The sequence below is a fragment of the Nocardioides sp. Root190 genome (assembly GCF_001428565.1).
GTDB lineage: Bacteria > Actinomycetota > Actinomycetes > Propionibacteriales > Nocardioidaceae > Nocardioides.
The window spans coordinates 109,714-135,264 of the sequence record NZ_LMIA01000007.1 but is presented as its reverse complement, the minus strand read 5'-3'; the positions used below and the strand labels follow the sequence as shown (position 1 = coordinate 135,264).

The window sequence follows — 25,551 nt, the reverse complement described above, 5'->3', positions numbered from 1 at the left end:
CTCGTTGGGCTCTGCAGGTACCCCGCGATCCGGGGCTCAGACACGGATCCCGGATCGGCGAGCCACCGGTGTTCACGGCGGCGGCATCGGGTACCGCGCTCGGAAAGCAACGACGAGGAGGCGACATGAGAGCAGTGACCTGGCAAGGACCGCGAGACATGCGGGTGGAGGACGTGCCCGATCCGCGGATCGAGGAACCCACCGATGCGATCATCCGCGTGACCAGCAGCGGGCTGTGCGGCTCGGACCTCCACCTCTACGAACCGCTGGGGCCGTTCATGACCCCGGGCGACGTGGTCGGGCACGAGCCGATGGGCGTCGTGGTCGAGGTGGGCCCGGACGTGACCCGGTTGGCGGTCGGCGACCGGGTGGTCGTCCCCTTCAACATCAGCTGCGGTGACTGCTGGACATGCAGTCGCGGCCTGCACAGCCAGTGCGAGACGACCCAGAACCGGGAGACGGGCACCGGCGCCAGCCTGCTCGGCTACAGCCGGCTCTACGGCTCGGTCCCAGGTGGCCAGGCTGAGTTCCTGCGCGTGCAGTTCGCCGACTTCCTCCCGATCAAGGTCCCCGAAGGTCCCCCGGACGACCGTTTCCTGTTCCTCTCCGACGTCATCCCCACGGCCTGGCAGGCGGTGCGCTACGCAGGGCTGGCCGAGGACGACGTCCTTCTCGTCATGGGCGCCGGTCCGATCGGTGACATGGCAGCGCGCATCGGACTGCACGAGGGGCATCGGGTGATCGTGGCCGACCGGGTCCCGGAGCGCCTGGCCCGCGTCGCGGCGCTGGGAGCCGAGACCCTGGACATCGACGCGGTCGACGACCTCGCCACCGAGGTCCGTGACCGCACCTCGGGCCGCGGCGCGGACTCCGTCATCGACGCGGTGGGCATGGAGGCCCACGGCAACCCCGTCGCGGAGAAGGCGATCAAGGCCATCGGGCTGCTCCCCGACGCGGTCGCGCGCAAGCTGATGGTCAATGTCGGGTTCGACCGGGTGGCGGCGCTGCACGGTGCGATCGACGCCGTACGACGCGGCGGGACGGTCTCCATCGTCGGTGTCTACGGCGGCGCCACCGAGCCGATGCCGATGATGCAGATGTTCGACAAGCAGATCCAGATGCGCATGGGTCAGGCCAACGTCCGCCGCTGGAGCGACGACATCCTGCCGCTGCTGCTGGACGACGCCGACCCGTTGGGCACCGAGTCGTTCGCCACCCACCGGTTGCCGCTCGAGGAGGCTCCGGAGGCGTACGCGAAGTTCCGGGACAAGCAGGACGGCATGATCAAGGTCGTCTTCACGCCGTGACGGCTCTCGGGACGGTCGATGCCGTCGTCATCGGCGCCGGGCCCAACGGCCTGGTGGCCGCCAATGCGCTGGTCGACGCGGGGTGGGACGTCCTGCTCGTCGAGGCCAACGAGGTGGTCGGCGGCGCTGTGCGGAGCGCGGAGGTGACCGAGCCGGGGTTCTGCAACGACCTGTTCAGTGCGTTCTACCCCCTGGCCGCCGCGTCGCCGGTGATCCGAGGACTGGACCTGCACCACCACGGTCTGTCGTGGACCCAGGCCCCCAACGTGCTGGCCCACGTGCTGCCGGACGACCGGTGCGCCGTACTGCACCGTCGCGCAGAGGACACGGCGGCCGGCCTGGAGGAGTTCGCATCGGGGGACGGCGAGGCGTGGCTCGAGCTGTGTGCCCAGTGGGACCGGGTGCGCGACCCGTTGCTGGACGCACTCTTCACGCCCTTCCCACCGGTCCGCTCCGCGCTGCGTCTCCTGCGCTCGCTCGGCACCGCCGACGCACTGGAGATGCTGCGGCAGGCGGTCCTCCCCGTCCACCGCCTGGCCGACGAGCGGTTCCGGGGCGAGGGCGCGGCCGTGTTGCTGACCGGCAACGCCATGCACTCCGACGTCGGTCCCGACGCGGCGGGCAGCGGGCTGTTCGGCTGGTTGCTGTGCATGCTCGGCCAGGACGTCGGGTTCCCCGTCCCGGTGGGCGGGGCACAGCGTCTCGCGGACGCGCTCGCTGCGAGGTACGCCGCGGCGGGCGGCTCGTTGCGCACGGGCACGCGGGTCGAACGGATCGATGTCGAGGGCGGCCGGGCGACCGGCGTACGACTGGCGGACGGAACGCACGTCCGGGCCCGACGTGCGGTCCTGGCCGACGTCGATGCGCCCACGCTCTACGACCGGCTGGTCGGGCGCGAGCACCTGCCGGCCCGGATGGGGGCCGCGCTGGACCGGTTCCACTGGGACAACCCGACGCTGAAGTTCAACTGGGCCCTCCGTGAGCAGGTCCCGTGGACGGCGAGCGGCGCCCATGGTGCCGGCACCGTCCATCTCGGCGTCGACGAGGCCGGCTTCGTCGACTTCGCGGCAGACCTGTCGACCCAGCGCACTCCTCGTCACCCGTTCGTCCTGCTCGGGCAGATGACGACCGCGGACCCGTCCCGGTCCCCGGTCGGCACCGAGAGCGCCTGGGCCTACACCCACGTCCCCCACGCGATCGCGGACGACGACGACAGGTTGCGCGAGGTCGCCGACCGGGTCCGGGCGTCGATCGAGCGGCACGCGCCGGGGTTCTCCGACCTCGTGCTCGCCGAGCACGTCCAGTGGCCGCGTGACATCGAGGGCGCGGACTCGAACCTCGTCGACGGCGCGATCAACGCGGGCACCTCCGGCATCCACCAGCAGCTGGTGTTCCGTCCCGTCCCCGGCCTGGGTCGGCCCGAGACACCCGTCGAGGGCCTCTACCTCGCCGGAGCATCCGCGCATCCCGGCGGTGGCGTGCACGGCGCGTGTGGCTGGAACGCTGCGCGTGCTGCCCTCGGGAGCGGGGGCGTCGTTCGCAGGAGGCTGCTGGGCACCGCCTGGTCGCGCCTGCTGGAGCACTCACCGGGAGGCGCCTGACCCGCGACGCGGGGGTGGCGGTTTCGAGCCGGTGCGGCTGGGAGAGCATGTCACCTGTGATCAAGCGTCTGTTGACCCTCGTCGTCGCCGTCCTCCTCACCCTGGCCGTCGGGGTCGCACCCGCGACGGCGGCCGCCTCGACCGGGGACCCGGCCGGTGACCAGACGCGCCTGACGTACTGGTCCAAGGCGACCACGACGCTGCGCAACATGTCCGACCTCCGCGGCGTCCGGCTGTGGAAGGACGCCGGCACGCGGCGGCTCGTGGTGCGCATCCGAACGGCCGAGGTCGCCGGACACTCCTCGTCGCGGTGGCACGACCTCCGGGCCGTCGGCACCGTCGGCAGCACCCGCGTGACCTTCCAGGCGCGGCAGGAGGCCAGCGGCCACTGGTACCGCACCGTCTACGCCGGCAGCGGCCGCGAGCTCTGCTTCGACCGCCAGCGGCTGAGCGTCAACTACGCCGACAACTACGTGCAGATGTCGATCCCGATCTCGTGCCTGCCTTCTGGCCGCAGCTTCACGGGTGTCCGCGCGTCGTCGTACTCCGCGATCTTCTCCTCGGGCGGGCTGGGTCCGGTCGGCAAGGACACCTCGGCACTCGTCGCCGTGCGGGTGCGCTGAGGCGCTACCGGCCCTCGGCGAGGTAGGCCAACCGCCGCAACGCCTCGCGGTTGCGGGGCACGATCGCGGCCTGGCGGACCGGTCGGGGCACCAGTGCGCCCGGCCCCTTGACGGCGTCCTCCCGGATCGTCACGAGCGAGCCGGCGCCGTCGGGCTCGATCTCGACGAGGACCTCCGCCGCGCCCGCGGGCCAGCCGTGCGCCTGGAGCCGCAGCAGCCGCGGGGGCGCCGACTCGAGGACCTCGGACTTGTCGTCGAGCAGGAACGGCCAGTTGCCCACCGAGTGGTGCAACCGGGCGCCCTGCGCCGGCCAGGACTCGTCGACGTCGCGCATCCGCGCGGCGCCCACCACCCAGCTCGGGTAGAGCCAGCCGTCCGCCAGGACGGCCCAGACGTCGGTGGGCGAGGCGTCGACGGTGCGCCGGACGGGGATCGCGTGCTTCTCGAGGGTGCTCATCGGCGGTCCTTCGCTGGTACGGGCTCGGGCTGGGACTGGAAGAGGTTGCCGGGATGGTCCGCCACCGGCTCGTCGCCCAGCGCCAAGCGGGTGACGAGCGGCGCGACGATCCGGTCGTAGACGCCGGGGAACAGGCGGAACCCGGCCGAGATGACGGGGTTGAAGACCCCGACCGGCAGCTCCCGACGCGGGCGGTCGATGAGGCGCACCGTGGCGGCGGCGACGCGCTCGGCGCCGTACACGGGCGGAGGTGGCTTGCCCTGGACGCCGAGGTAGCTGGCGGCCTTGTCGTAGATGGTCGTCGACACGCCGCCCGGCTCGACCAGGCTGACGTCGACAGGTCCTCGGGCGCGCTCGGCCTGGAGCGTGCGCGCCAGGCCGTGCACGGCCCACTTGCTCGTCACGTAGGGCGAGAGGAAGGGCGTCCCGATCTTGCCGACCAGCGATCCGAAGAGGACGAGGTGGCCGCGCTGCCGGTCGTCGAAGTGGCGCAACGACGTGCGTGCGACGTTGGCCGTGCCGCGGACGTTGACCTCCTGCACCCGGTCGAAGACCTCACCCGGGATCTCGTCGAACCGTCCGTACGCCGCCACCGCGGCCGCATGGACCACCACGTCGATGCGCCCCAGCTCGCCCAGGCCCTCGGCGAAGGCATCCGTCCAGGCCTCGTCGTCGGCCACGTCCGCCGGTGCGACCACCACGGTGCTGGCACCGAGCAGCCGGCAGCGGACGGCGAGGTCCTCCAGCTCGGCGTGGCGGCGAGCGACCAGCACCAGTGCGTCCCCCCGCTCTGCCAGCGCCAGTGCCACCTCGCGGCCGATGCCGCTCGAGGCTCCGGTGACCAGGACGTTTCGTGGGCCGCCCGCCGAGATCGTGCTCATGTCGCTCCTCGCCCTCCGCTGCTCTGGATTGCTCTCTGGGTTGCTTCTTCGCTCCGGAGCCACGGCAGTACCCGACCGCTGCCCGGGCAAGCCCCACACCCGAGCACGTATCGATCTCTCCCGAGCGGGTACGACTCCCTCGGCCCCGATCCACCGCGGCATCCCGCGGACGGAGCCGAACCACGACGTCCAGCAACCGGCGTCTCGTCCGTCGTCGCACAGGCCCCGGGTCCCCGGGCACGTCGACCCGCAGACAGCTTGGTGACCGCCGTGCCCGTCCCACCTCCCTCCCTCCTCCCGACCGTCGAGCCGACTGCTCCCGGACGCCTTGCCGCGGAGACCGACGCAGGCGTCGTCCACCTCCGCGACGACATCGACGACCGCGACCCGGCGGAGCTCGCCGAGCTGGTCGCCGAGCTGCGGCGTCGTGGCACGCCGCTGGTCGTCACCGTCCGACACCTCCGCCACCCGCACCACGAGCGGCCCGACGAGCACGACCGACGGCTGGACGTGCTCGTCCCGGCAGCCGACGTGGTGGTGACGCTCACCCCCGGCGCCGCTGCGCAGATCGAAGAGCGCTGGGGTCGGCCGGCTCGCGTCATCCCTCACCCGCACGTCGTTCCGCTCGACCGCATGGCGGCGCGGGGCGCGGTCCGTTCCCGCCGTCCCGGCGGGGAGTTCCGGGTCGGTCTGCACCTGCGGAGCCTGCGTCCGAGCATGGACCCGATGGCGATCCTGCCGTGCCTCGTGGAGACGGTTGCCGCGCTGCGCGGCGCGGTGCTGCAGGTCAACGGCCACAGGGATGCCCTCGTGCCCGGTGGTCACCGCGTGGACCCGAGGCTCTCCTGCTACCTGCGCAGCAGCGCCGAGCGCGGGCTGGTCGACCTCCGGGTGCACGACCCCCTGCCCGATGCGCAGCTGTGGGACCACATCGAAGAGCTCGACGTGTCAGTCCTTCCCGACCACTTCGGCACACACTCGCGGTGGTTGGAGGCCTGTCGGGACCTGGGGACCACGGTCATCGCACCGACCTGCGGTTTCCACGCACAGCAGGGACCGGTGCTCTCCTACCTCCACGACGAGGCCCGCTTCGTCCCGGAGTCCCTCGTCGACGCCGTCCGAGGTGCCTACGAAGAGCGCCCCGACCTGTCCTGCTCGGTGGCCGAACGGCGTGAGCAGCAGGCAACGGTGACGAGGCTCCATGAACACCTCTACCGCGACCTGGTCGGTCACCCGCCCCGGCACGCAGCAGGTGGGTGAGCGGGGATGGACCGGCGTGGCGCGGGTACCAACTGGTCTCCGCGTCCAGCAACGGCGTGGTGCACCCAGCGCGCCAGCGCGCGCATCCTCCAGGAGAGTCGGCATGACTCAGCACGTTCAGGGTCCCGGCGACGGTGACCGGGCGATGGTCCACCACTTCATCCGTCAAGTGGGCCGAGCGCCCACCGATGACGAGCTCGTCCACCTCCGGGGAGTTCCCACCTGGTTGCCGACGGGTCTCGGCGCGCGGGTACGACGCCGAGCGGCGCGGTTGATCGGACGGTGGTGACCGTCCGACCCGCGACTCAACGAACCCGGAAGCCCGTCGTCGCCGTACTGGTCCCCAGGATCCTGCTGCCGAGGTAGCGCACAGTCACCTTCTGCGTCCCGCGGACCGTCGCCTTCACCGTGAACTTCACCCGACCACTGGCCAGGGTCTTGGTGACCGTGCGGCCCGCGATCGTCACCTGCACCCGCCCCGACGGCGATGCGGTCGCACTGGAGACCACGACCAGGACGGTCATCGTCCCGCCCTTGGACACGACCGTCGGAGCGACCTTCACCGCGGTGCGGCTGAGCGCCTTGGCCACCACCGGCGACGCGGCCGAGGTGGCAGTGCCGCTCGGTCGCCCGGGCGCGCTCGCCGTGACCCGCACCGAGAGGCGCGCGCCGAGGTCGAGCAGTGCGAGGCGGTACGACGATCCCGTCGCGCCCGCGATCGGCGTGCCGTTGCGCAGCCACTGCACCGCGGTCGTGACGCTCTGGTCCCAGCTGCCGGCCGTCGCGCTGAGACGCTCCCCGTAGCGGGCCGTCCCGGTGACCACCGGCGCGTTCACCAGCACAGGCGCGATCCCCGCGAGCGAGACCTGGCCGACGGTGGATGTGTTGCCGGCCACGTCGGTCGCGCGGAAGGCCACCACGTGCGCGCCGTCGTCGAGCACGAGTGCCGCGGTGTAGGGGGTCCACGCGCCACCGTCGACGCGCACCTCCGTGGAGGCGACACCGGAGGCGTCGTCCGCGCCCGGGTCCGTCGCGGTGACCGTGACCTGTCGGCCGTTCACCTCAGCGGCAGCGGTCGGGACGGTGGCGTCCGCCTTCACCGACGTGGAGTCCTCCTCCACGACGTCCTCGCCCTGGAGCAGGCGCCAGGACACGTCGTACCGACCCTCGGGCAGCGGCACCGGTGCGGCGTACGACGTCCAGGCACCCTCGCCGATCCGGTACTCCGCATCGGGGTCGCCCGAGCCGGTCACGGTGAGCGTGAGGCGAGAGCCGGCCAGGGACCAGCCGTCCTCACCCTCGACGTCGACCGTGGCACTGATGGCCGGGGCGGTGCCGATGCCGAAGCTGAACGTCACCGGGTCGCCGACGTTGCCGGCGAGGTCGAAGGGCGTGACGACCAGGACGTGCCAACCGGGCGTCGGCTGGAAGACGAGCTCGCGATCACCGGCGGAGCTCGCGCCCAGCGTGGCCTCCACGCCGTCGTAGTCGATGTCGAAGCCACCCGTGCCCGGAGGGCTGTCGAGCAGGATCGTCACGGCCTCCGGGACGTCCGCGGTCCAGGTGCCGTCGCTGACCTGCGCCGAGCTGATCGCCACTGTCGGGGCGATCGTGTCGACCGCGACGATCCTGGTGACCGGGTCCGCGCTGCTCATGCCGTACGGGTCCACGCCACGTGCGGCGACGGTGTAGATCTTGCCGTCCTCGAGCACTCCGGCCGGTACGACGATCGTCGCGGCCTCGCCGGACGCGACCGTGGTGCTGGTCCCCGTCCAGACCGTCTGGATCCCGCTGGTGATCTCGAAGCGGCCGGCGACCTCGCCGCCGTCGGGGTCGCTCACGACCGCCGAGAGCGTGGGGGTCGCCGAGGTCACGTAGTCACCGGTCCTCGGCGTGATGACGAGATCCGTGGGGGTCGCCGGCGGGCGGCTGATGACGACGGTGAGCTTGGGCGCGGCAGCGGGGGCCGCCGCCTCCAGGGAGCGGTACTTGCGCCAGCTCGCGTTGGCGCCCTCCTTGTCCGCCTTCAGCTGCAGTCCGTGGTTGTCGATCCCGGCGGCCCAGGACGCGACGATCGGGGTGGCGTCGAACTCGACGGTGCCCTCCGTCGCGCAGCCATTGGCTCCGTGGGCCGTGGCGTTGATGCTCGAGCCCGTCGCGGTGGTCGCGGGCTGGGTCGCCCACGTGATGCCGGCCTCCGTCCACGCCGAGGTCACTCGGGAGAGTCGGATCGGCGATCCCGAGCAGGAGCCCGCGGTGAAGTTCGACAGCTCCACGCTGGCATCGACGATCCATCCCGGCTCCGCGTCGAGCGCGGAGGTGTCGAAGCTGAGGTAGGACCGAGCCTTGGTGATGCCGATGTTGGTGGTGCCCACCCGCAGCTCCGGCGACGTGTGCTGGCTGGCCTGCGGATTCGCGCTCTGCACCCAGGTGTCCCCGCTGGCCGGCCCACCCGAGTAGGCCTCGAAGGTCAGGGTGCCGTCGGGATTGGCGAAGGTCGCGCTCGACGACGTCCGAGCGGACTCGATCTCCACCCGAGTGCCCGTGGCGGCCGCCTCGGCCACAGCGGCACTTCGGTCCGAGCGCTGCTCGCTCGCCGTCGTACCGTCATCGGCCTGCGAGGAAGCCGGCACCTGCAGGACCGCTGCGACGGCCAGCACCACGGCGCTGCGCAGCACGGTCTCGGACCTCGTCGAGGTGGTACGTCGGGCGCGGTGCGTGCTGGAACTCATGGGGAAGCCACTTCTCGTCGACGGGAGCCCCCCGCCGGCACCTGCCGACCCCCCGTGCCCGGAAGGATAGGGACAAAGTCCCGGCGCCGGACGGTTTTGGTGAAATCACTCCAAGAGGTCGCGCGGCGTGCCGACGGGACCAGTCGGCGCCCGAGTGGCTACCGGCGCGTCGTGGCCTTCGACTGATTGCCGGTGCGCTTCCGACAGGAATCGAACTGCCGACCTGTGACTACTGACAACGGCCGTACTCATGCGGTGATCAGGTCACGTCGAGCGATGTAGATCCCGCGCTCGGCCAGCCACTCAGGCGTCGCCTCACGGATGGCGGTCTCATCGAGCAACAGGTTGGGCAGGACCCACTCGTGCACCGCACGAAACGCAGTCCACGCCGGCGGCGTCCGACCCGACTCCGCGAACTCGTGTGCAATGAGGGCCGCGAGCAGCCCGTCCCACCTCTCCTCGCCCGTGGACGAGGGTCGGGTCTCCCACGCAGCGACAGGCTCACCCGGACCGGCCAGCATTGCGCGAACCTGGTCGCGGGCCTGGGTGACGACCTTGAAGGCCCATCGATCATCGCCCTGCGCGATCGCTTCCTTCAGCGTCTGCCGGGTGCTCTGCGGTGTCATCCACCCGCGCGCATCTGCCTCGCCCAGCGCGGCACCTTGGCGTAGTGCTCGAAGGAAGAACGCGGCAGACGGGCTGGCGGTGCCCTTCAGGCACGACGACAGGCGGGAATGTGAGGTGCCCAGGGCTGCGGCGAAACCGCGCAGACTGAGCCCACTGCGACACAGGGCCGCGCGCAGCTGCCGAGCGACATCCTTGGCGTCCGTGTCCGAGTCCATGGGACCTCCCTTGGCGGGAAATGGTACCTGATCAGACACCACACATCCCTCGCGCTCGGAGCGGGCATGTCGTCGGTGCTGTCCGGCGTCTCGCCCGCGGTAAGGCGACGATTGCTCGAAAACGACGAAAGCCCACGTCAACGGCGAGGATGACGTGAGCTTTTGCCTTGTGCGCCTGTAGGGATTCGAACCCCAAACCTTCTGATCCGTAGTCAGATGCTCTATCCGTTGAGCTACAGGCGCGCGTCGCTGTGCGACCGGACGAGAATAGCCGAGGGGGCGCCGTGATGCCGAATCACGGACGCCGGCGGGTGTGGAACCATGGCGCCATGGCCGGCTACCAGCCCGAGGATCGGGAGCTGTTCGAGCGGGAGGCAACCGGGCTCTACGAGCAGGTCCTCGCCGAGGCCGGTCTGTCCGCTGACGATCCCCGGATCGCCGAGAACTCCCCCACCCGCCGAGCGTTCGACCTCCTCGTGGAGCTGGGGCTGCTGCAGCTCGACGGGGGTCGTACGACGTGGCGTCCCCTCGAGCCGAGCCATGCCCAGTCCCGGGTGGTCACGCCGCTCGGCACCGAGGGCGCGCGGCTGATCGAGGAGTCCGCGCGCTGGGCGAGCGCGTTCGCCGGGCTCAACCAGAGCTGGCGTCGTTCGCCGGCTGCCACCGACTCGGGGCCGTTCCTCTACCTGCACGGCGAGGCGATCAACCCCTACCTCACGACACTGGTCGCCGAGGCGCAGGAGGAGCTGCTCACCGCGCAGCCCCAGACCCGCCGCAACGCCAAGGCCGTCACCGAGGCTGCCGAGCGCGACGTGGCGGCGCTCAAGCGCGGCCTCGCGATGCGCACGCTCTACCAGCACAGCGCCCGCCGACACCCGGCCACGCACACCTACGTCGCGGAGGTGACCCGGCACGGCGCCGAGGTCCGCACGCTCGACGAGTTCTTCAACCGGATGATCCTGGTCGACCGGCGGGTCGCACTGATCCCGGCGGCCGACAACCAGGCCACGGCGGTCGTCGTACGAGAGCCGGCGATCGTGGCGTACCTCGTCGACGTGTTCGAGCGGGCCTTCGCCCGTGGGCGGCCGTTCGCGAGCGGTGAGCAGCGGGTGATGAAGGAGATCGCCTCGGAGCAGCGCGCGATGACGATCCGCATGCTGATCGAGGGGCACGCGGACGCGGTCAGCGCGAAACGTCTCGGCGTCAGCCCGCGCACGTACGCCGGCTACGTCGCCGAGCTCAAGGACGAGTACGACGCCGAGACGCGGTTCCAGCTCGGCTACACGATGGGCCAGCTGGGTATTGCCGGACAGGACACCGACCAGTCCTGAGTCCGCAGCTGCGGACCCAGGACGGCGACGTCAGCGTCCGGTGGTCTGGGAGTACTTCGGGTTGACGCGCAGCGGCCAACCGGTGTCGGCATCAGCCGCCGTCGGGAGGGACACCACACCCACCGAAGTGATCACGGCTGCGGCCGCAAAGGCGACCCGACGGGTGAACTTCTTCATTTCTGGCTCCTGTCCGTCGGGGTCCACAAAGGACCCCGAATCCACGCTCCTGCAACCAGCGTGCTGCAACATCTCGCCGGTGGCAAGCCGATCAGTACCCCGTTGCCACAACCGAAACCCCCGGCGAGATGACTCACCGGGGGTCTCGTGCTGGTGGCGGAGGCGGAGGGATTTGAACCCTCGATGGGGTTGTAGCCCCAAACCCGCTTAGCAGGCGGGCGCCATAGACCGGACTAGGCGACGCCTCCTCCGCTCACCGGCCCCGAGGGACCAGCCAGCGGAGCAAGGTTACAAGCAGCCCCGTGCGACCACCAATCGGCCCCGGGGCTCAGCGCGTGGCGCGCTTGAGGTGGTCGCGTACGTCGCGAGCGAAGTCGTCCTTGTCAGCGGCGAGCAGGGCGACCGGGATCGTCGTGGAGCGGCCGTCACGCAGGCGCAGCACCAGGCACTCGATGCCTCGCGGCGTCGCCGCCACCGCATCCTCGATGTCGCTCCAGCGGCCCTCGTTGAGGCCCGCCGCACGCACCATCCGCACCCGGTAGCCCGACTCCGTGAGGCGTACGACGACCAGGCGGCTCCGCAGCCACCAGGCCAGCGCGATCAGGCCGAGCACCCCGACGCCCAGCACCAGCACGAGCAGGTCGGCGTTGAGGTCGAGGGCGACCGCGGCCGCGGTCGTGCCGAGCAGCACGATGGCGAGCAGCACCAGGTAGGCACCGACCAGGCGCGCCATGACGGGAGGCGCGAGCCGGTAGTCGGTCACCTGGGGGACGTGCGGGCTGCTCATGGACTGAATTCAACAAGAGCCGGTCCGCGGTGCAAGCGGCGGGGTCACGCCCTAGACTCTGGACCTGTCCGGTCGACGTTTCGCGTCGCCCGGCGAGGAGGGGTGCCGGAGCGGCCTATCGGAACCGCCTTGAAAGCGGTCGTAGGGAGACCTACCGCGGGTTCAAATCCCGCCCCCTCTGCCCCGTCGGCGCGAGCGGCACCGGCTCAGAGCAGCGGCGCGAAGCGTCCGGGCTCCGGGCGGACCGCGGCTGCCTGCTCGGCCACCCGGCTCCGTCGACCCCGGTTGCCCGTGAGGGCGAGGTCCAGGCGGATCAGCACCCAGCCGATGACCAGGCCGATGACCAGGCCGTAGACCACCGACAACGTGGCCTCCGTGACCGTGACGGCCGGGTTCGCGAGGGCCGTCGCCGTCGGCGAGGTGGCGGCGACGCCGAAGGCGCAGACCCACCAGCCCTGGCGCCGGCGGGCGCGCATGTGGACGCCGTACGCGAGCGCCGGGACACCGAGGACGGTCTCGATCGGACGTGGGAAGGCGCCGAGGTTCTCGCGGCTCCAGCGGACCTGGTCGAGCAGCTGGTCCACCAAGCCCGAGGAGCCGTAGCGGCGCAGCATCTCGGCGTAGAGCAGCGTCGCGGCGAGGACCACGCCGCCGATCGCGACCATCGCCAGACCGCGCCGTCCGAGACCGTGGAAGCCGGCACCGAGGCGGTAGACGAGGACGAGCGCGCCGACCAGGGCGAGCCCCAGGCCGACGTACTCGAATCGCGCCGTCTCGATCGCCGGCTCGAAGCCGATCGTGGCCATCGCGCCGATCCCGGCGACGACCAGGGCCACCACACACTCGCGCACCGAGCGCAGGAACCCTGCGGCCGGGATCGTGATCATCACGCCGAGCACCGCCGCCAACGCCGAGGTGGCGACGGCCGCACCGGTCAGCAGCAGGTCATGGTCACCGATGATCGCCACAAGACCGCAGGTGAGCGCCAGCGCGCCGAACACGAACGGGCGACCGCCGGTCCGTGCGGCCAACGCCCAGGTGTACGTCGTCGCGATCACCAGCGAGCCGACCACACCCAACCATTCGGGGCCGATCGGGACCATCGCGCAGACGAGCGCAGCGGCGCCGCCCAGGACCAGCACGGCCCAGATCAGGAACGGAGTCCGCGAGGCGCCGAACTCGCCGAGACGCTGCTCGATCGGGGCCCGGGAAGGGACACGGGAAGCGGCGCGGGACACGGGTGTTGAGACTACCGCCCTGCCCGAGGAGCGCTCGGCCAGATCAACGCAGGCGTCGGTTCAGCAGCGACGGGTTGACCCGGCGGGCCTCGTCGAGGACGTCCCGCTTGGCCGTCGCGCGCACCAGCTCGGGCTCCTGGGGGCTGCCCGGTCCGGCCTCCGCGAGGATCTCGCCGAACGGGTCGACGACCAGCGAGTGACCGCAGTAGCGCGGCGCCGGCTGGCCGACCGCGGCGACGTACACGGTGTTCTCGATGGCGCGCGCGGTGAGCAGGGTGCGCCAGTGATGGACCTTGCGGGGGCCGGCGACCCACGCCGCCGGCACCACGATCACCTCGGCACCGCGGTCGACCAGCGACCGCGCCAGCTCCGGGAAGCGCAGGTCGTAACAGGTCATCAGCCCGACCTTCCAGCCCTGGACGTCGACCACGACCGGCTCCAGCGCGCCGGGGGTGAGGCGGTCGGACTCGCGGTAGCCGAAGGAGTCGTACAGGTGCATCTTGCGGTACGACGCCCGGTCGGCCCCGCGCACCACGAGGGTGTTGTAGGGCCGCTCCGGCACGGGGCCCTGCTCGAACATGCCCGCCACGACGGTGGTCACCGCGCCACGCGCCGCCGCCTCCACCGCACCGGCGAAGGGTCCGTCGAGGTCCTCGGCCGCACCGCTCACGTCGGAACCGGCCTCCCCGAAGTCGCGCGCGAAGGCCTCGGGGAACACCAGCAGGTCCGATCCCGGGCCGTGCTCGGCGGCGAGGGCGGTCAACCGGTCACGGTTCTCGGCGGGGTCGAGGGTCGAGGCGACCTGGGCCAGGGCGATCCGGAGCGTGGGGAGGGTCACGGAGCCAGCCTAGGCACGCGCCGTCAGGCTTTGGGAGACTCGGCAGATGATCGAGCTGGGACTGTCCGGATTCGCTGCCATCGTGCTCGCCGGCGGGCAGGCCTCACGCCTGGGCGGCGTGGACAAGGCCACCATCGAGCTCGGCGGACGAACGCTGCTCGACCGGGCCCTCGACGCGGTCGTGGACGCCGGCGAGGTCGTCGTGGTCGGCGACCAGGTCCCCACCGAGCGCCCCGCCACCTTCGTCCGCGAGGACCCACGCCACGGCGGTCCCGCCGCGGGACTGCTCACCGGACGCGACTCGCTGCTGCGCCGCTTCCCAGCGCTGCTCGTGCTCGCGGTCGACATGCCCCACCTGACGTCGTGGACCGTGCGCCGACTGCAGGAGGCCGCCGTCGGCCACGAGGGTGCGGTGCTGACCGGGCCGGACGGGCGCTCACAGCTCGCGTTCGTGGTCGAGACCGCTCGCCTCGACGCCGTACGACCGGACCGTGAGGCGCAGCACGGTCTCGCGATCCACACGCTGCTCGCCCCCCTCGACCTGGTGCCCGTGCCCTCCCTCGGCGACGAGGCCCGCGACGTCGACACGTGGAGCGACCTGCGCGACCTCGCCTCCGAGGCCGAGCGGCGCTGAGGAGCAGTCGGCGACGGAGTACGCCGGCGGGCCTTGTCAGTTCCGGATCGAAGGATCACTCTGGACGGGTGAACCTCCACGACTGGATCGACGAGTTGTGCGATGTCCTGGACATCGACGCCGAGGCCGACGAGGCCCTGCTGGCGGACCTCGCCGGGATCACCCGCGACAACGTCCATCCCGCTGCCGGACCGGTGACGGCGTTCCTGCTCGGCTTCGCGGCCGGTGAGCAGGAGGCCGATCCGGACGCGGTCGAGAAGCTCGCCGCGAAGGCGCAGGGGCTCGCGGAGTCGTGGGACCGGCCGGCGGGTGCGCCTGCGGCCGAGGACGAGGACGTCGAGATCGAGGAGATCGACGAGCTCGCCGACGCGGCGTACGGCGACGCCGACTCGCTCGCGTAGGCGGCCGGGTCGCGCGGCCACGCGACCAACGGGTGCCTGACAGACTGGCGGCATGCGCGCCGTCACCCAGACCAGCCCCGGTGGCCCCGAGACCCTCGTCGTCAGCGAGGTGCCGGACCCGGTCGCCGGGCCCGGAGAGGTCCTGATCGAGGTCGCCGCGACGGCGGTGAACCGGGCCGACCTGCTCCAGCGGCAGGGGTTCTACCCACCGCCGCCGGGTGCGTCCGAGGTGATCGGGCTCGAGTGCAGTGGCACGATCGCCGCCGTCGGCGCGGGCGTCACCTCGTGGGCCGTCGGCGATCAGGTCTGCGCGCTGCTGGCGGGCGGCGGCTACGCCAGTCTCGTCGCGGTCCCGGCGGGTCAGGTCATGCCGATCCCCGACGGGATCGACCTGGTCACCGCCGCCGGGATCCCCGAGGTGGCCTGCACCGTGTGGTCGAACGTCTTCATGGTCGCCGGGCTGCGGCCCGAGGAGGTCGTGGTGGTCCACGGCGGCGCCGGTGGCATCGGTACCTTCGCGATCCAGCTGGCCGCGCGGTCCGGCGCCCGCGTGTTCACCACCGCCGGGAGCGCCGACAAGCTCGAGCGCTGCCGCGAGCTCGGTGCCGAGACCGCGATCAACTACCGCGACGAGGACTTCGTCGAGGTCGTCCGGGCCGCGACCGACGGCCGCGGTGCTGACGTGGTCCTGGACAACATGGGCGGCAAGTACCTCGCCCGCAACGTCGACGTACTCGCCGACGAGGGACGCCTGGTCATCATCGGCCTCCAGGGCGGCGCGAAGGCCGAGCTCAACATCGGCCAGCTCCTCGCCAAGCGCGGCGCGGTCATCGCGACCTCGCTGCGTGGGCGGCCGGCCGACAGCAAGGCCAGCATCTGCGCATCGGTCGTCGAGCACGTCTGGCCGCTGATCGCCGACGGGTCGATCACCCCGGTCGTCTCGGCGGTCCTGCCCCTGGACCAGGTCGGCGACGCCCACCGGCTGCTGGAGTCGGGCGACAACGTCGGCAAGGTCCTGCTGACCCCCTGATCGGGCCGTTGGCTAGGTTGGAGGACATGAACGAGAACGCCGACGAGCAGGTCGTGGTCGTGGGACCCGACGGAGCGCCGGTGGGCGCCGCCCCCGTGGACCACGACGAGGAGCCGGAGCGCGGGCTGACCGACCTGGTCGAGCAGCCGGCGAAGGTGATGCGGATCGGCAGCATGATCCGCCAGCTCCTCGAGGAGGTGAAGGCGGCGCCTCTCGACGAGGCGAGCCGCAGCCGTCTTGCCGCGATCCACCGTTCCTCGATCGCCGAGCTCGAGCAGGGCCTGGCCCCGGAACTGGTCGAGGAGCTCGAGCGCCTCTCGCTGCCGTTCTCCGAGGACGTCACGCCCTCCGAGGCGGAGCTGCGCATCGCGCAGGCCCAGCTGGTCGGTTGGCTGGAGGGCCTGTTCCACGGCATCCAGACCGCGATCTACGCCCAGCAGATGGCCGCGCGTGCCCAGTTCGAGCAGATCCGCAAGGCGCTGCCGCCGGGGATGCCGATGGGTCCGGGTGGCCCCGCTGGCCAGGGTGGCCAGGGTGGCCCCGGGATGGCGCCGGAGCAGGAGGGCTCTGAGGAGCCCCGCTCGGGCGGGATGTACCTCTGACCTGCTGACTGCGGGTCAGCGGCGCTGGCGACCCACGCGGGAGATCAGCACCAGTCCGAGCACGCCGATGAGGGTGATCGCAGCGCCCGGTGCGAGCAGGCGACCCAGCTCGGGCGGGTCGTCGGACCCACCCTCCGGCTCGGAGAGTACGACGCCCGGGGGTTCCTCCACGGGCGCCAGCGCCTCGCGGAGCTCCTCGACCCGGGTCGCGTCGAGCAGGCGGGCCGAGGCGAAGCCGTTGCAGCCGTCGGACTGCAGCGCGCCGGCCTCGCCGCGCGTGAAGAAGAGATAGGTCTGGTTGACCCGCAGCTGGGTCGGCTCCGCACCGGCGGCGGTGAAGATGATCCGGACCGGCTCGCCGGGGCGCAGGTCGCCGGTCAGGGCGTCCTCGACCAGCACTCCGTGTGCGATCGGCTCGGCCGGGGTGCCTGCCGGCGCCAGCTCGACCACCCGACCGATGAAGACGTCATCGGTGTCAGCAGCGTTCGCGACGACGGCGTCGTCGTCCTCGAGGTCGAGCATCCCGCAGGCAGCGGGGATCGAGCTCGTCCGGACCGGCGTACCGCCAGGACCGGTCGTCGCAGCCGACGCGGCCGTGGTCGTGGCCGCAGCCACGGGCAGCGACAGCATCGCCGCAGCCGCCACGAGGGCGGCGAGCGCGACCGGACGACGACGGGGAGCAGGCCTCACCCGTCCATCCCACCAGATCCGGGCGCCGGGAACCAGCGGCCGAGCTCCACGGCGGCGCCGTCCTCGTCGACCGAGGCGGTCACGTCGTCGGCGACGGCCTTGACCTCGTCGACCGACTGACCCATCGCGACGCCACGTCCGGCCCACTCCAGCATCTCGATGTCGTTGCGTCCGTCACCGATGGCCAGCACGTCCGCCCGGTCGATGCCGAGCTGCTGGGCGACGTACTCGAGCCCGGAGGCCTTGGACACGCCCACCGGCGCCAGGTCGAGCCACGCGGTCCAGCCGACGATGTAGTCGGTGCCGTGCAGGCCCAGGCGGCTGGCCAGGTCGACGAAGTCCTCGGCGGTGGCATCGGGGTCGCGGATGATCACGCGGCTGACCGGCTGACCGACCATGTCGGCGACCTCGGCGATGGTGGTCGTCCCGCCGAGCTCACCGTCGGGGAAGGGCGCGGAGACGAGGTAGCCGACACCGCGCTCCTCGACGGCGACGAGGGCGTTGGGGTGCTCGGCGAGGACGGCCGCGACGGCGGGGGCCGCGTCGAACGTCACCTCGTGGACGACCTCGGCGGGCGGGTAGCGCAGGACGACCGCACCGTTCGCGGCGACGATCCAGATCTGGTCGCCGTGGCCGTGCAGGTCGAGCATGTCGGCGACGCTGGTCATGTTGTGCATCGCCCGACCCGAGGACAGCACCACGTGGGCGCCGGCGTCGAGGACCCGCTGGACGGCGTCGTGGACGGCCGGGGTCACCTCCTCGTGGCTCATGCCGAGGCCGGTGACCCAGCGGAGCAGGGTGCCGTCGATGTCGAGCGCGACCAGGCGCGGCGGCCGTTCGGGCGTCATGGGCTGGGCGGACACCTCAGGCGCCGATCGGCTTCAGGAACTCCAGGCCGCCGAGGTACGGCTGCAGCGCAGCCGGGACCCGGATCGAGCCGTCGGCCTGCTGGTGGGTCTCGAGCAGCGCCACGATCGTGCGGGTGATCGCGGTCAGCGTGCCGTTGAGCGTGGCGACCGGACGGATCTCCCCCTGGCCCGAGCCCGTCGCGGAGCCCGTCGCAGGGAACCGGCCGCGGGTGTCGAGGCGCCGGGTCTGGAAGTCGGTGCAGTTGGAGGTCGAGGTGAGCTCGCGGTACTTGCCCTGGGTCGGGATCCACGCCTCGCAGTCGAACTTGCGGATCGCGCTGGCCCCGAGGTCACCAGCGGCGATGTCGACGACGCGGTAGGCGAGCTCGAGCTTGCCGAGGAACTCCTTCTCCCACCCGAGCAGGCGTTCGTGCTCGGCGGCGGCGTCCTCGAGCGTGGTGTAGACGAACATCTCCACCTTGTCGAACCAGTGGACCCGGATGATGCCCTTGGTGTCCTTGCCGTGCGAGCCGGCCTCCTTGCGGAAGCACGGGCTGAACGAGGCGTACCGGCGGGGCAACGAGGCGCCGTCGAGGATCTCCTTGGAGTGGTACGCCGCCATCGGCACCTCGGAGGTCCCGACGAGGTACATCTCCTCGCCCTCGATCCGGTAGATGTCCTCGCCGCCACCCTGGTCGAGGTAGCCGGTGCCCTCCATCGCCTCGCGGCGGACCAGCGACGGCGCGATGACCTGCGTGAACCCCGCCGTGCGGGCCTGGTCCATCGCGAGGTTGACCAGCGCCAGCTCCAGCTGGGCGCCGATCCCGGTGAGGAAGTAGAAACGGCTGCCGCTGACCTTCGCGCCGCGCTCCAGGTCGATCGCGCCGAGCATCCGTCCGAGCTCGATGTGGTCGCGGGGCTCGAAGCCCTCGGCCGCGAAGTCGCGCGGGGTGCCGACCTCCTCCAGCACGACGAAGTCGTCCTCGCCGCCGGGCGGGGTCTGCTCGGCGACCACGTTGGGGATCGCCTTGAGCGAGGCGGTCCACTCCTCGTCGGAGGCCGTCTGCGCGGCCTCCAGCTCCTTGACCTGGGCCGAGAGCTCCTTGACCTGCGCGAGCAGGGCCTGCTTCTCCTCGCCGGAGGCCTGCGCGACCTGCTTGCCGAAGACCTTCTGGGCGGCGCGCTTCTCCTCGAACGTGGAGATGGCGGCCCGTCGTACGGCGTCGGCCTCCAGCGCCCGGTCGACCACGTCGGCAGACGCACCGCGCTTGGCCTGCGAGGCGCGGATGCGGTCGGGCTCGTCACGGAGGATGCGCGGGTCGATCATGTCGCTCAGGCTATCCGGCGAGGGGTGGCCGGCGCGCATCGGTTTGGTCGTGCCCGGGTGCATGGATCCCCCATGCACTCCCTCAGAACGGGGAGATCGGCTCCGGCGCCGGGAAGATCCGGTCCAGCTCGGCCAGGTCCTCGGCGCTCGGCACCCACGCGTCGGCAGCGGCATTGGCAGCGACCTGCTCCACGGAGGTGGCGCCGGCGATGACGGAGGTGACGGGCTGCTGCGCGAGGAGCCAGCCGATCGCGACGCTCACCTCCGAGACACCGCGGGAGCGGGCGAAGGAGGAGTAGGCCTGCAGCGGCGCGGACACGGCGTCCTCGAGCAGGTGCTGGCGCGAGCGGGTGAGGCGGGAGCCCTCGGGGGCCACGCCGGTGGCGTACTTGCCGGTGAGCAGGCCGTTGGCGAGGGGGAAGTACGGCAGGACACCGAGGTCGTAGGCGCGAGCGGCGGGCAGGACCTCGAGCTCGGCGAGCCGGTCGGTGAGGTTGTAGTGGTTCTGGGCAGAGATGAACCGCTCGGTCCCGAGCGCGCGGGCGACGTACTCCGCCTCGGCGATCTGCCAGCCCGCCCGGTTCGAGTGCCCGACGTAGCGCACCTTGCCCTCGCGGATCAGGTCGTCGAGGGCGGAGAGGGTCTCCTCGATCGGGGTGGCCGGGTCGGGGGTGTGGAACTGGTAGAGGTCGATCCAGTCGGTGCCGAGGCGACGCAGCGACGCCTCGACGGCGGTGCGGACGTAGCGGCGCGAGCCGCGGGCACCGAAGTCGGGGCCGTTCACGCCGCCCATGTCCATGCCGAACTTCGTGGCGAGCACGATGTCGCTGCGCCGTGAGCCGAGCGCCTTGCCGAGCCGCTCCTCCGCGAGGCCGGGGGTGGCGCCGTAGGTGTCGGCGACGTCGAAGAGCGTGATCCCCGCGTCGAGGGCTGCCGCGACGACGCGGTCGCTGCCCTCCTGGGACTCGGTCGCGGCCCCGGGCCGCCCGAGGTTGTTGCAGCCGAGGCCGATCGCGGAGACGACGAGACCGGAGCGGCCGAGGCGGCGCGGCGCGGGCGTGGAGGTCGGTGCAGCCATGACTCGACGGTAGCGAGGGCCACCAGCGCCCGCGCGCAGTGCCGCACCTGCGACACGGTGTCCTATTCTCCATTGGTGCTCGACCGACCTCGCCGGACTCCGCTGCTGGCCTCGCTGATCCTCCTCGCGCTGTTCGGCGCGGTGGCCTCCGCCGTCGCCGCCGACTGGTCGTGGGTGATCGATCTCGACCGCGAAGGCGCCGACGCCCGGGCCTGGGCCGCCGACCAGGGCGGCTGGCTCGAACACCCCCTCCGCGCGATCGAGCTGGTCTTCGGCACGATCGGCATGACCGCGATCACGGCTGTCTTCGCGGTCGTGATGTACGTCAAGGGCCACCGCCGCGCGGCCTTCCTCGTCGTCGGCGTCATGGCCGCCACCTCGCTCCTGACCTACCTCACCAAGGTGCTGGTCGGCCGCGGCCGGCCGGTCTGGCAGGACCCGGAGTACTTCCTGCACTCCAACGCCTTCCCCTCCGGCCACACCTCGGCCGTCGCGGCATTCAGCGGCCTGGTGATCCTGCTCGTGATGATGCTGGTACGCCGTTCCGGCATCCGCCGCCTGATCGGGACGGCCGCGGTGCTGGTCTTCCTCCTCGTCGCCGCCGACCGGATCCTGCTCGGGCGCCACTACCCCAGCGACGTCGTCGGAGGCTTCCTGCTCGGCGTCGGCGTCCTGCTCCTCGGCATCGCCGTCTACAACCCGCTGCCCCGCAGCCACGCCCTCAAGTCGGATCCCCTGCCCGAGCCGTACGGGTCACGCCGCGACCTCGCGGTCGTGCTCAACCCGATCAAGGTCGAGTCGGTCGAGCAGTTCCAGGCGATGGTGTCGACGATGGCCGCCGAGTCCGGCTGGAACGAGCCGCGCTGGCACCTCACCACCGTCGAGGACTCCGGCACCGGCCAGGCCTACCAGGCGGCCGTCGACGGGGCGGACCTCGTCATCGTCTGCGGCGGCGACGGCACCGTGCGCGAGGTGTGCGCCGAGCTCGCGGGCACGGGGATCCCGGTCGGCGTCGTACCCGCCGGCACGGGCAACCTGCTCGCCCGCAACCTCGAGATCCCGCTGTTCATCCGGGCGGCGATCGACATCGCGCTGACCGGGCAGGACCGAGCCATCGACATCGTCTCCGCCGAGGGCGACGGCCTCGAGCCGACCCACTTCCTGGTCATGGCCGGGATGGGCTTCGATGCCGCGATCATGGAGGGCGTCAACGAGGACATCAAGAAGAAGGTCGGCTGGCTGGCCTACGTCCTGTCCGGCCTCAAGGCGCTGATGTTCCCGGCGATGAAGCTCGAGATCTCGATCGACGACATGCCCTTCACCAAGCACCGCGCGCGGACCTGCGTGATCGGCAACGTGGGCAGCCTGCAGGGCGGCATGGTGCTGCTCCCCGACGCCGCGATCGACGACGGCCAGCTCGACGTCGTGCTGCTCTACCCGCGCCGTTTCGTCAGCTGGATCCCGCTCGTCCTGCGTGTGGTGACGCGCCGGGAGAACAACGCCGGCGAGTCGGTGACCCGGATGACGGGCCGCAAGGTCGTCGTACGCGCGTCGGGCGATGTGCCCCGCCAGCTGGACGGCGACACGATCGGCCCCGGCACCGGGTTGTCGATGGAGTGCATCCACGGCCGCGTGCTGGTGCGGGTGCCGCGGACGGCCTGATCCCGCCTCCGGCTCGGCGCGCACCAAGCGAATTCGGGGCAGAATCGCCAAGTGCGACCCGAATCCGCTTGGTGCGCGCCGGCCCTGATCCAGCCAGCCGCCCGCCTCAGGTGCGTGCGAGCCGCGCGTGCGCGACGGCCTCGGACTCCTCGGGTGACAGCTCCTGCTCCCCGGCCCAGTCGCTGATCGACTTGGCATAGGTGCGGGCCTCGTTGCGGCCGCGGATCGAGGTGAGGACGACGCCGTTGCCGGCGTCGTCGAGCAGCGCGAGGGACCAGGAGAGGCGTCCTCCCATCTCGTCGAAGGCGTCGTAGCGGACCACTGCCAGGTGGCGCAGCGCACCGGCCGCCTCGGCGCGCAGGGCAGCGACCTCGCGCCGCAGTCCGGCGGCGTCGGCGGGCAGGTCGTCACTCGCCGACCGGGAGCGGTCTGCGCCGGAGCGGAGCGCCACCACGAGGGCGGCCACGGCCACGAGCAGGGCGAGGAGCGCGAGAGCGATGGCCATGCGTCGACACTAGATCAGCAACGGCCCGTCCGGCCCGCACGCGCCGCACGCGCCGCACGCGCCGGGGTCTAGCCTTGCGCCATGGCCCGCATCGCGTACCAGGGGGAACCCGGCGCCAACTCGCACATCGTGTGCAAACAGAACTACCCCGATGCCGAGGCCGTGCCGTGCGCGTCCTTCGAGGACGTCTTCGCAGCGGTGGCCAGTGGCGACTGCGATCTCGCGCTGATCCCGATCGACAACTCGATCGCCGGACGCGTGGCCGACATCCACCACTTCCTGCCCGACTCGGGACTGCACATCATCGCCGAGCACTTCCTGCGCATCCAGTTCCACCTGATGGTCAACCCGGGCGCGAGCGTCGACACGATCCGCACGGTCCACAGCCACGTCCACGCGCTGGGCCAGTGCCGCAAGGTGATCCGCGAGCTCGGCCTCACCCCACTGATCTCCGGCGACACCGCGGGCGCTGCCCGGGAGGTCGCCGAGGCCGGCGACCCGACGCAGGCCGCGATCGCGCCGCCGCTGGCCGCCGAGATCTACGGCCTGGAGATCCTCCGCGAGGACATCGAGGACGAGGACCACAACACCACCCGGTTCGTGCTGCTCTCCCCCGACTTCGTCGCCGCACCCCAGGGCAACGGCCCGGTCGTGACGAGCTTCGTCTTCAACGTGCGCAACCTCCCGGCCGCGCTCTACAAGGCGCTCGGCGGCTTCGCCACCAACGGCATCAACATGACCAAGCTGGAGAGCTACATGGTCGGCGGCCACTTCACCGCGACCCAGTTCCTCGCCGAGGTCGACGGCCACCCCGACGACCCGGACCTCAAGCGGGCGCTGGAGGAGCTGACCTTCTTCACCACCGACATCAAGGTGCTCGGCGTCTACCCCGCGGACCCCTTCCGGGGCTGATGCGGTCGCCGTACGACGCCTAGGGTGTCGTCATGGCGGCCCACCCTGCGACGCACCCGGCTCCCCACGGCGCGGACAGCGAGGTCGGGCGGCTGCGCTCGGTGCTCCTGCACCGGCCCGGACCCGAGCTCCAGCGGCTCACCCCGCGCAACAACGACCGGCTGCTCTTCGACGGCATCCCGTGGGTCGCCCGGGCGCAGGAGGAGCACGACGCCTTTGCCGCGGCGCTCCGCGAGCGCGACGTCGAGGTGCTCTACCTGACCGAGCTGCTCACCGAGACCCTCGAGCAACCCGTCGCGCGGGCCGCGATCACGGACTCAACGCTGACCGGGATGAGCGGCCGCGACCTCGGCGACCCGGTGCGGGCCCACCTCCGCTCGATGTTCGCCGCGGCCACGCCCGACGAGCTCACCTACCTGCTGACCGCGGGCGTGCGCAACGACGAGGTCCGGGCCGGGCTGGCGACCGGCACCCTGGTCACCTCGCTGCTGGCTGACGAGACCTTCCTCGTCGCGCCCCTCCCCAACCTGCTCTTCACGCGGGACTCGTCGTTCTGGCTGCGCGACCGCGTCGCGATCACCTCGCTCGCGATGCCCGCGCGCCGCCGGGAGACCCAGCTGACCGAGCTGATCTACCACTTCCACCCGCGCTTCACCGGGATCGGCCGGCTGCACGGGCACCACCTGGAGCACGTCGAGGGCGGCGACGTCCTGCTCCTCGGGCCGGGCGTGATGGCCGTCGGGGTCGGGGAGCGTACGACGCCCGCCGGCGCCGAGCGGCTCGCCCGCCAGGTGTTCGCGGCCGGGCTGGCCACGACCGTGCTGGCGGTGCCGATCGCCCAGGAGCGGGCGACCATGCACCTCGACACCGTCTGCACCATGGTCGACGTCGACAAGGTCGTGATGTACCCCAACGTCGCGGACACGCTGACGGCGTACGCCGTGACGGCCCGCGAACCCGGCTCCCCCGACCTGGTGGTCGCGCCGCCCGAGCCCTTCCTGGTGGCGGCGGCGAAGGCGATGCAGATCGACACCCTGCACCTCATCGACACCGGCCTCGACCCGGTCACCGCCGAGCGCGAGCAGTGGGACGACGGCAACAACACCCTGGCCATCGCACCCCGGGTCGCGGTCGCCTACGAGCGCAACGACGGGACCAACGCACGGCTCGAGGAGGAGGGCATCGAGGTGATCCGGATCGCCGGCTCGGAGCTCGGCTCCGGACGCGGAGGCCCCCGCTGCATGAGCTGTCCGGTCTCGCGCGATCCGCTCTGAGCGGCCTGCGGATAACCCGGCTAATCCGGACACGTTGTAACGGTTGTCGCGCCAGACGTTCCCGCGGGCGCGGCAGGCCGACTAGGGTCGGCACAAGCATGGGGAGTCGACAGCCGTCGGCACAGCGAAAGGGTCAGCATGGCAACGTTCTTCGAGCACTTCACGCCTCAGGAGATCGCGCGGATCAGCGCGACGGGGCGCCGTGTGAGGCTCCCCGAGGGCTGGTCCCCGATCTGGGAGGACACCCCGGCCGACAAGGCCTACATCCTGCTCGAGGGAACGGTGTCGGTGCGCAAGGACGGCGCCGAGATCGCCCAGCTCGGCCCGGGCGACATCGTCGGCGAGGCCGCGATCGTCGGCCAGCGCCTGCGCACCGCGACCATCGTCGCGCTCACCCCGCTCGACACGATCCACCTCACCGACGAGATCCTCCGCGACCTCGACGCCGAGTGGCCGACCTTCCACCAGGCTCTCCTCGAGGTGGCGCAGTCCCGCTTCGGCACCGACAGCTGAC

At 71.7% G+C, this 25,551-nt stretch carries 27 protein-coding genes and 3 tRNA genes; 15 read left to right on the top strand and 15 right to left on the bottom strand.

What is annotated here, in order from left to right; genetic code table 11:
• Positions 1-158: 158 nt before the first annotated feature.
• Genes ASE01_RS04970 through ASE01_RS04960 form a run of 3 tightly spaced genes read left to right on the top strand, consistent with a single transcriptional unit; the run spans position 159 to position 3,531 of the window.
• Positions 159-1,307 carry an alcohol dehydrogenase catalytic domain-containing protein gene (locus tag ASE01_RS04970; protein WP_235535868.1) on the top strand — a complete coding sequence of 383 codons (1,149 nt, stop codon included), beginning with the start codon at positions 159-161 and terminating at the stop codon, positions 1,305-1,307.
• The gene (locus tag ASE01_RS04965; RefSeq protein WP_056749046.1) at positions 1,304-2,908 is read left to right on the top strand and encodes a phytoene desaturase family protein; all 1,605 of its coding nucleotides are present in this window, start codon (positions 1,304-1,306) and stop codon (positions 2,906-2,908) included. Before ASE01_RS04970 ends, ASE01_RS04965 begins: the two co-directional genes overlap by 4 nt.
• A 56-nt stretch (positions 2,909-2,964) precedes the next feature.
• On the top strand, positions 2,965-3,531 hold the full coding sequence (locus tag ASE01_RS04960) for a hypothetical protein (protein ID WP_056749044.1): 567 nt from the start codon (positions 2,965-2,967) through the stop codon (positions 3,529-3,531).
• 4 nt (positions 3,532-3,535) lie between these two features.
• Here the strand turns inward: ASE01_RS04960 and ASE01_RS04955 are convergent, their stop codons facing one another.
• Both ASE01_RS04955 and ASE01_RS04950 read right to left on the bottom strand, forming a co-directional pair.
• Positions 3,536-3,988 (bottom strand): SRPBCC family protein, encoded by a 453-nt coding sequence (locus tag ASE01_RS04955; protein WP_056749041.1) that lies wholly within the window; start codon positions 3,986-3,988, stop codon positions 3,536-3,538.
• Positions 3,985-4,869 (bottom strand): SDR family NAD(P)-dependent oxidoreductase, encoded by an 885-nt coding sequence (locus ASE01_RS04950; RefSeq protein ID WP_056749039.1) that lies wholly within the window; start codon positions 4,867-4,869, stop codon positions 3,985-3,987. Before ASE01_RS04950 ends, ASE01_RS04955 begins: the two co-directional genes overlap by 4 nt.
• Positions 4,870-5,139: 270 nt before the next feature.
• Between ASE01_RS04950 and ASE01_RS04945 the strand changes: the two genes are divergently transcribed.
• Entirely contained in the window at positions 5,140-6,129 is a 990-nt protein-coding gene (locus ASE01_RS04945; protein WP_157537107.1) for a glycosyltransferase family 1 protein, read from the top strand.
• Positions 6,130-6,232: 103 nt separating this feature from the next.
• On the top strand, positions 6,233-6,418 hold the full coding sequence (locus ASE01_RS24305; RefSeq protein WP_157537106.1) for a hypothetical protein: 186 nt from the start codon (positions 6,233-6,235) through the stop codon (positions 6,416-6,418).
• 16 nt (positions 6,419-6,434) lie between these two features.
• Here ASE01_RS24305 and ASE01_RS04940 read toward each other — a convergent pair whose 3' ends face one another.
• The 3 genes from ASE01_RS04940 to ASE01_RS04930 form a co-directional block, all read right to left on the bottom strand.
• The gene (locus ASE01_RS04940; protein WP_056749035.1) at positions 6,435-8,861 is read right to left on the bottom strand and encodes a DNRLRE domain-containing protein; all 2,427 of its coding nucleotides are present in this window, start codon (positions 8,859-8,861) and stop codon (positions 6,435-6,437) included.
• A gap of 248 nt (positions 8,862-9,109) precedes the next feature.
• Positions 9,110-9,703, bottom strand: a complete 594-nt coding sequence (locus ASE01_RS24300) for a helix-turn-helix domain-containing protein (RefSeq protein ID WP_157537105.1) — start codon at positions 9,701-9,703, stop codon at positions 9,110-9,112.
• 170 nt (positions 9,704-9,873) lie between these two features.
• Positions 9,874-9,946, bottom strand: a tRNA-Arg gene (locus ASE01_RS04930).
• Positions 9,947-10,032: 86 nt separating this feature from the next.
• On the opposite strand from ASE01_RS04930, the gene ASE01_RS04925 reads away from it, so the two are divergent.
• Positions 10,033-11,034, top strand: a complete 1,002-nt coding sequence (locus ASE01_RS04925; RefSeq protein ID WP_056749032.1) for a hypothetical protein — start codon at positions 10,033-10,035, stop codon at positions 11,032-11,034.
• A 30-nt stretch (positions 11,035-11,064) separates the two neighbouring features.
• Here the strand turns inward: ASE01_RS04925 and ASE01_RS24295 are convergent, their stop codons facing one another.
• From ASE01_RS24295 to ASE01_RS04915, 3 genes are all read right to left on the bottom strand, one after another.
• A complete protein-coding gene (locus tag ASE01_RS24295; RefSeq protein ID WP_157537104.1) occupies positions 11,065-11,211 on the bottom strand; it encodes a hypothetical protein in 147 nt (48 codons plus the stop codon).
• Between the two features lie 154 nt (positions 11,212-11,365).
• Positions 11,366-11,459, bottom strand: a tRNA-Ser gene (locus ASE01_RS04920).
• A gap of 80 nt (positions 11,460-11,539) precedes the next feature.
• Positions 11,540-11,998: a hypothetical protein gene (locus tag ASE01_RS04915; RefSeq protein ID WP_157537103.1), complete on the bottom strand. Its 459-nt coding sequence runs from the start codon at positions 11,996-11,998 to the stop codon at positions 11,540-11,542.
• 96 nt (positions 11,999-12,094) lie between these two features.
• Between ASE01_RS04915 and ASE01_RS04910 the strand changes: the two genes are divergently transcribed.
• A tRNA-Ser gene (locus ASE01_RS04910) sits at positions 12,095-12,179 on the top strand.
• Positions 12,180-12,204: 25 nt separating this feature from the next.
• On the opposite strand, the gene ASE01_RS04905 is transcribed toward ASE01_RS04910, so the two are convergent.
• Together ASE01_RS04905 and ASE01_RS04900 are read right to left on the bottom strand one after the other, a co-directional pair.
• Positions 12,205-13,236 carry a hypothetical protein gene (locus tag ASE01_RS04905; protein WP_157537102.1) on the bottom strand — a complete coding sequence of 344 codons (1,032 nt, stop codon included), beginning with the start codon at positions 13,234-13,236 and terminating at the stop codon, positions 12,205-12,207.
• Positions 13,237-13,279: 43 nt separating this feature from the next.
• The gene (locus ASE01_RS04900; protein WP_056749028.1) at positions 13,280-14,074 is read right to left on the bottom strand and encodes a carbon-nitrogen hydrolase family protein; all 795 of its coding nucleotides are present in this window, start codon (positions 14,072-14,074) and stop codon (positions 13,280-13,282) included.
• A 46-nt stretch (positions 14,075-14,120) separates the two neighbouring features.
• Between ASE01_RS04900 and ASE01_RS04895 the strand changes: the two genes are divergently transcribed.
• The 4 genes from ASE01_RS04895 (at position 14,121) to ASE01_RS04880 (ending at position 16,741) form a co-directional block, all read left to right on the top strand.
• Entirely contained in the window at positions 14,121-14,708 is a 588-nt protein-coding gene (locus ASE01_RS04895) for a molybdenum cofactor guanylyltransferase (RefSeq protein ID WP_056749026.1), read from the top strand.
• A 68-nt stretch (positions 14,709-14,776) separates the two neighbouring features.
• Positions 14,777-15,109 (top strand): DUF6457 domain-containing protein, encoded by a 333-nt coding sequence (locus ASE01_RS04890; RefSeq protein ID WP_056749024.1) that lies wholly within the window; start codon positions 14,777-14,779, stop codon positions 15,107-15,109.
• A 52-nt stretch (positions 15,110-15,161) separates the two neighbouring features.
• Positions 15,162-16,139, top strand: a complete 978-nt coding sequence (locus tag ASE01_RS04885; RefSeq protein ID WP_056749022.1) for an NAD(P)H-quinone oxidoreductase — start codon at positions 15,162-15,164, stop codon at positions 16,137-16,139.
• A gap of 26 nt (positions 16,140-16,165) precedes the next feature.
• On the top strand, positions 16,166-16,741 hold the full coding sequence (locus ASE01_RS04880; protein WP_056749020.1) for a bacterial proteasome activator family protein: 576 nt from the start codon (positions 16,166-16,168) through the stop codon (positions 16,739-16,741).
• 15 nt (positions 16,742-16,756) lie between these two features.
• Here ASE01_RS04880 and ASE01_RS04875 read toward each other — a convergent pair whose 3' ends face one another.
• The 4 genes from ASE01_RS04875 to ASE01_RS04860 form a co-directional block, all read right to left on the bottom strand.
• Entirely contained in the window at positions 16,757-17,431 is a 675-nt protein-coding gene (locus ASE01_RS04875; protein WP_056749018.1) for a hypothetical protein, read from the bottom strand.
• Complete coding sequence (locus tag ASE01_RS04870; RefSeq protein WP_414858527.1) at positions 17,428-18,294, bottom strand: HAD family hydrolase; 867 nt, start codon at positions 18,292-18,294, stop codon at positions 17,428-17,430. The genes ASE01_RS04875 and ASE01_RS04870 overlap by 4 nt, the downstream gene beginning before the upstream one ends.
• Before the next feature lies 1 nt (position 18,295).
• Complete coding sequence (gene serS, locus ASE01_RS04865; protein ID WP_056749016.1) at positions 18,296-19,606, bottom strand: serine--tRNA ligase; 1,311 nt, start codon at positions 19,604-19,606, stop codon at positions 18,296-18,298.
• 82 nt (positions 19,607-19,688) lie between these two features.
• The gene (locus ASE01_RS04860; protein WP_056749015.1) at positions 19,689-20,684 is read right to left on the bottom strand and encodes an aldo/keto reductase; all 996 of its coding nucleotides are present in this window, start codon (positions 20,682-20,684) and stop codon (positions 19,689-19,691) included.
• 75 nt (positions 20,685-20,759) lie between these two features.
• On the opposite strand from ASE01_RS04860, the gene ASE01_RS04855 reads away from it, so the two are divergent.
• Complete coding sequence (locus ASE01_RS04855) at positions 20,760-22,346, top strand: diacylglycerol kinase family protein (RefSeq protein WP_056749014.1); 1,587 nt, start codon at positions 20,760-20,762, stop codon at positions 22,344-22,346.
• 106 nt (positions 22,347-22,452) lie between these two features.
• On the opposite strand, the gene ASE01_RS04850 is transcribed toward ASE01_RS04855, so the two are convergent.
• Positions 22,453-22,851 carry a DUF4446 family protein gene (locus tag ASE01_RS04850; protein WP_056749013.1) on the bottom strand — a complete coding sequence of 133 codons (399 nt, stop codon included), beginning with the start codon at positions 22,849-22,851 and terminating at the stop codon, positions 22,453-22,455.
• Between the two features lie 81 nt (positions 22,852-22,932).
• Here ASE01_RS04850 and ASE01_RS04845 point away from each other — a divergent pair, with 81 nt between their 5' ends.
• The 3 genes from ASE01_RS04845 (at position 22,933) to ASE01_RS04835 (ending at position 25,550) form a co-directional block, all read left to right on the top strand.
• Positions 22,933-23,763 (top strand): prephenate dehydratase, encoded by an 831-nt coding sequence (locus ASE01_RS04845; protein WP_056749012.1) that lies wholly within the window; start codon positions 22,933-22,935, stop codon positions 23,761-23,763.
• Between the two features lie 32 nt (positions 23,764-23,795).
• A complete protein-coding gene (locus ASE01_RS04840) occupies positions 23,796-25,037 on the top strand; it encodes an arginine deiminase (protein ID WP_056749011.1) in 1,242 nt (413 codons plus the stop codon).
• Between the two features lie 138 nt (positions 25,038-25,175).
• On the top strand, positions 25,176-25,550 hold the full coding sequence (locus ASE01_RS04835; protein WP_056749009.1) for a Crp/Fnr family transcriptional regulator: 375 nt from the start codon (positions 25,176-25,178) through the stop codon (positions 25,548-25,550).
• The last annotated feature ends 1 nt before the right edge of the window (position 25,551 follow it).